Raw genomic sequence first — 4,475 nt, 5'->3', positions numbered from 1 at the left:
GTGACCAAAGTTCGGGCCTTGGGAAATACGGGTTGCAAGGGCAATTGCTTCGGCCTCAAGCACGTCCGCTTCGACCAGACGGTTATAGAAGCCCCAACGTTCGCCTTCCTCTGCCGACATGGACCGGCCGGTATAAAGAAGCTCTGCCGCGCGGCCCTGTCCGATGATGCGTGGCAGGATGGCACATGCCCCCATGTCACATCCGGCCAGCCCGACCCGGGTAAACAGGAACGCGGTTTTCGATGCCGCCGTCGCCAGTCGCAAATCAGATGCCATGGCAATGATTGCCCCCGCACCGACACAAACGCCGTCGACCGCGGCAATTACTGGTTTGCCACAGCCAATGATCGCCTTGACCAGATCACCGGTCATGCGGGTGAATTCCAGAAGGCCCTTCATGTCCTTGTCGATCAGCGGGCCAATGATGTCATGCACATCCCCGCCAGAGCAGAAATTGCCCCCGTTCGAGCCAAACACGACCGCCTTGACGTCATCGGCATAGACCAGATCGCGGAATGTATCGCGAAGCTCGGCATAGCTTTCAAAGGTCAACGGGTTTTTGCGATCCGGGCGATCAAGCGAAATGACCGCAACGTCACCTTCCATGCGCCAGTTGAAGTGTTTGGGCGTGATGTTTGCCATCTTAGTCATGGTGGGGCGCCTCGTTATGATGGGAAATGTTGCGCAGGATGCGGATCAGGGCATCGGCATCGGCGGACGACAGATCGGAAAACAGATCCGAAACCCAACCTTCATGCACCAGCGCACGTTCAGCGAAATCCTTTTCACCCGCCTTGGTCAGACGGACAATTGATGCCCGGCGATCATTTTCGACCGGCATGCGAACAACCAATCCCTCTGCCACCAGACGATCAACGATCCCGGTGACATTGCCGTTTGATACCATCAGCGACTTTGAAAGCTCGCTCATGCGCATGCCATCGCGTTCGCGATAAAGGGCGGCCAATACGTCAAAGCGAGGCAAGGTTGATCCGAACTCAAGGCGCATCTTTTCACGCAACTCGCCTTCGATCTTGCGCGACACCTTCAGGATTTGCAGCCAGGCGCGTAACCGTGCCTTCGACAGATCAGACGTCTCATTTCCTGCCCGTTCGGAAAGTGCTTCGGATTTGTTCATGTTCATACTTCTCCTCCCGAAACGGAAATCGTCTGTCCCGTTATCGATGCCGCCTTGGGGCTGCAAAGCCACATGACGGTTTCAGCAACCTCTTCAGGCTGAATGAACCGGTTTTGCGGATTGATTTTGGCAAGGCTTGCGCGCGCAGCGTCCTTGCTCATGCCGGTTTTGGCAACGATGTTTTCAACCGACTTTGCCAGCATCGGCGTTTCCATGAAGCCCGGACAAACCGCATTGATCGTGATCGGGCTGTTGGCCAACTCTGCCGCCATGCCCTTGACCATGCCCACAACGCCATGCTTTGCCGCACAATAGGCCGTGACATAGGCATAGCCCTTAAGACCAGCAGTCGAGGCGATTGAAATCAGCCGCCCCGGCTTGGTCTTGTCCATCGCGGCCAATCCTTCACGGAACGTCAAAAACGTCCCGGTCAGATTGACATCCATGGTCCGCTGCCAAAGATCGACTGACGTTTTGCCAATCGGTGCACTTTCGGCCATGCCGGCATTGGCGATCACCAGATCAGGTGTGCCGACCACATCGACCATGGTCGTGAACATATCTTGCACTGATGTTTCATCGGTGACATCGGCCACGATGGCAGTGATGTTTTGATGTTCGGCAACCTCGGCCAGCACATCTGATCGCCGTCCGGATACCACAACCTTCACCCCGGAATCGGCCAGCATCCGGGCCATCACGGCCCCGACACCGGAACCGCCGCCGGTGATCAATGCGTTATGAACGGCAAGATCGGCCATCGGTGCCTATACCTTTCCGGTCATGGTTTCAGCCCGCTCGGCAAGACGGCACATCTGATCACGCCCGGCATAGTATGGCGCCGGCCAGTTTTCTGTGCGGTTGCCAAGGCTGGCTGCCTGATGCAGCGTCCAATACGGATTGGCCAGATGCGGTCGCGCCAGACAAACAAGGTCAGCACGCCCGGCCATCAGGATCGAATTAACGTGATCGGCCTCATAGATATTGCCAACCGCCATGGTCGGAATACCGGCCTCGTTGCGGATACGGTCGGAAAACGGTGTCTGGAACATACGGCCATAAACAGGTTTGGCATCCGTTGTCGTTTGCCCCGCCGAAACGTCACAAATATCGACGTCATTGGCCTTGAGTATCTTGGCAATCTCGACCGCTTCTTCGGGCGTAATCCCCGTATCCCCGACCCAGTCATTGGCCGAAATACGGACCGACATCGGCTTGTTCTTGGGCCATGCCGCACGAACGGCATTGATGACTTCAAGCGGATAACGCATCCGGTTTTCAAGCGATCCGCCATATTCATCGTCGCGGATATTGCTGACCGGGCTGATGAAGGATGACAGAAGATAGCCATGCGCGGCATGAACCTCGATCATGTCAAAGCCTGCACGATCGGCCATTTTGGCCGATGCAACAAACTGATCACGAACCATATCCATGTCTTCACGCGTCATGGCCTTTGGCACCGCATTGCGGTCCGACCATGCGATGGCAGATGCCGACATCAGCGGCCAGTTGCCATCCTTTAATGGTGCATCCATTTCTTCCCAGCCAAGCTGGGTCGAACCCTTCCGCCCGGAATGACCGATCTGCATGCAGACCTTGGCATCCGTCTCGGCATGGATGAAATCCGTAATCCGCGCCCAGGCCTTCTCATGGCTTGCATCATACGCACCCGGGCAGCCCGGCGTGATGCGGCCTTCCGGCGAAACACAGGTCATTTCGGTATAAACCAACCCTGCCCCGCCTTTTGCGCGCTCGGCGTAATGCACCAGATGCCAGTCGGTCGGGCAGCCATCAACCGCCTTGTACTGTGCCATCGGCGAGACAACGATGCGGTTCTTAAGCGACATGTCGCGCAACTGATAGGGCACGAACATCGGATGACGCACCGGTGCACTTTCCGGAAGGCCCGCCTGCGTCTGGAACCATTTTTCCGCACCTTCAAGCCATTTGGCATCGCGTAGGCGCAGGTTTTCGTGACTGATGCGCTGCGATCTGGTCAGAAGCGAATAGGTAAACTGGGTCGGATCAAAATCGAAATAACGTTCGATTTCCTCAAACCACTCCATTGAGTTGCGTGCAGCCGACTGCAGACGCAGGACCTCAAGACGGCGTTCGTCTTCATATTTGCCAAAGGCGGACTTAAGGTCGCCTTCGGAATGCAGGTAGTTCGCCAGTGCAATCGCGCTTTCAAGCGCAAGCTTGGTGCCCGACCCGATAGAAAAATGCGCCGTCGCCGCTGCATCGCCCATCAGAACGATATTTTCATGTGACCAGCTTTTGCACAGAACACGCGGGAAGCTCAGCCAGGCCGAACCACGAATATGGTTTGCATTGCTGATCAGATTGTGACCGCCCAGATGATCCTTGAAGATGTCCTCGCAGGTCGCAATCGACTCTTCCTTCGACATCTCGCCAAAACCATAGGCATCCCAGGTTTCCTGCGTGCATTCGACAATGAAGGTCGCGGTTTCGTCATCAAACTGATAGGCGTGCGCCCAGACCCAACCCTTGTCGGTTTCTTCAAAGATAAAGGTAAAGGCGTCATCGAATTTCTGATGCGTGCCCAGCCAGACGAACTTGCACTTGCGGGTATCGATATCAGGCTGGAAATGTTCGGCAAACTCGGTGCGGGTTCTGGAATTCAGGCCGTCACTTGCAACGACAAGATCGAATTCCTTGGCATAATGCGCAGCACTTTCGGCCTCGGTCTCAAAGCGAAGCTCCACACCAAGTTCGCGTGCCCGAGCCTGAAGCAAGATCAGAAGCTTTTTACGGCCAATGCCGCAGAACCCGTGACCGGTGGAAATCGTCTTTTCGCCGCGATACTGAACCGCGACATCATCCCAATAGGAAAAGTTGGCGCGAATGGCCTCGGCACTTTTGGTGTCATTCTCGGCCAGATTGTCCAGCGTCTCGTCAGACAGCACCACGCCCCAGCCGAATGTGTCATCCGGCTTGTTGCGTTCAATCACAACAACCTCATACGCGGGGTCGCGCAATTTCATCGAGATTGCAAAATAAAGCCCCGCAGGACCGCCACCCAGACAAGCTACTCTCACCAGCTTTTCCCTTCCTGATTTGTTTGGTTGTTTCGGGAAACTGATAAAACGGTACGCCTCGTTTTATTTTATTTCAAGCACAAATATTTTAAGTTTGAAATATCTACGGATTTGCCTAAAATTTGATCCATAACCAGAATGCACCAGACAGGTGCTGCACGAAATTTCAGGGAACCGACCATGATTACCGACTGGGATGATGCTTATGCGAATGGCGATTACATTGCCGATGCCGCAACCTATCCGGAACTTTGGGCGACCCAGTCGGCAAAGTT

General features: G+C 55.1%; 4 protein-coding genes. All 4 read right to left on the bottom strand.

The annotated features are described in order from the left end of the window. Positions 1-651 (bottom strand): enoyl-CoA hydratase family protein (locus tag B3Z49_RS16100; protein WP_296992715.1); only part of this gene is annotated, 651 nt, incomplete at its 3' end. Continuing rightward, positions 644-1,144 (bottom strand): MarR family winged helix-turn-helix transcriptional regulator, encoded by a 501-nt coding sequence (locus tag B3Z49_RS16095; RefSeq protein WP_296992714.1) that lies wholly within the window; start codon positions 1,142-1,144, stop codon positions 644-646. The genes B3Z49_RS16100 and B3Z49_RS16095, both read right to left, overlap by 8 nt. Then, positions 1,141-1,899, bottom strand: a complete 759-nt coding sequence (locus tag B3Z49_RS16090; RefSeq protein WP_296992711.1) for an SDR family NAD(P)-dependent oxidoreductase — start codon at positions 1,897-1,899, stop codon at positions 1,141-1,143. Before B3Z49_RS16090 ends, B3Z49_RS16095 begins: the two co-directional genes overlap by 4 nt. Positions 1,900-1,905: 6 nt before the next feature. Next, a complete protein-coding gene (locus tag B3Z49_RS16085) occupies positions 1,906-4,200 on the bottom strand; it encodes a bifunctional salicylyl-CoA 5-hydroxylase/oxidoreductase (protein ID WP_296992710.1) in 2,295 nt (764 codons plus the stop codon). Between the last annotated feature and the right edge of the window lie 275 nt (positions 4,201-4,475).

Source organism: Thalassospira sp. UBA1131, from assembly GCF_002311515.1.
Taxonomy (GTDB): domain Bacteria; phylum Pseudomonadota; class Alphaproteobacteria; order Rhodospirillales; family Thalassospiraceae; genus Thalassospira.
The sequence above is the reverse complement of the archived record's forward strand: the minus strand, read 5'-3'. Positions and strand labels throughout refer to the sequence as shown.

What these genes read in the sequence shown, in the direction of transcription:
- B3Z49_RS16095 (WP_296992714.1), bottom strand. Translation starts at nt 1,144, where the DNA reads ATGAACATGAACAAATCCGAAGCACTTTCCGAACGGGCAGGAAATGAG.
- B3Z49_RS16090 (WP_296992711.1), bottom strand. Translation starts at nt 1,899, where the DNA reads ATGGCCGATCTTGCCGTTCATAACGCATTGATCACCGGCGGCGGTTCC.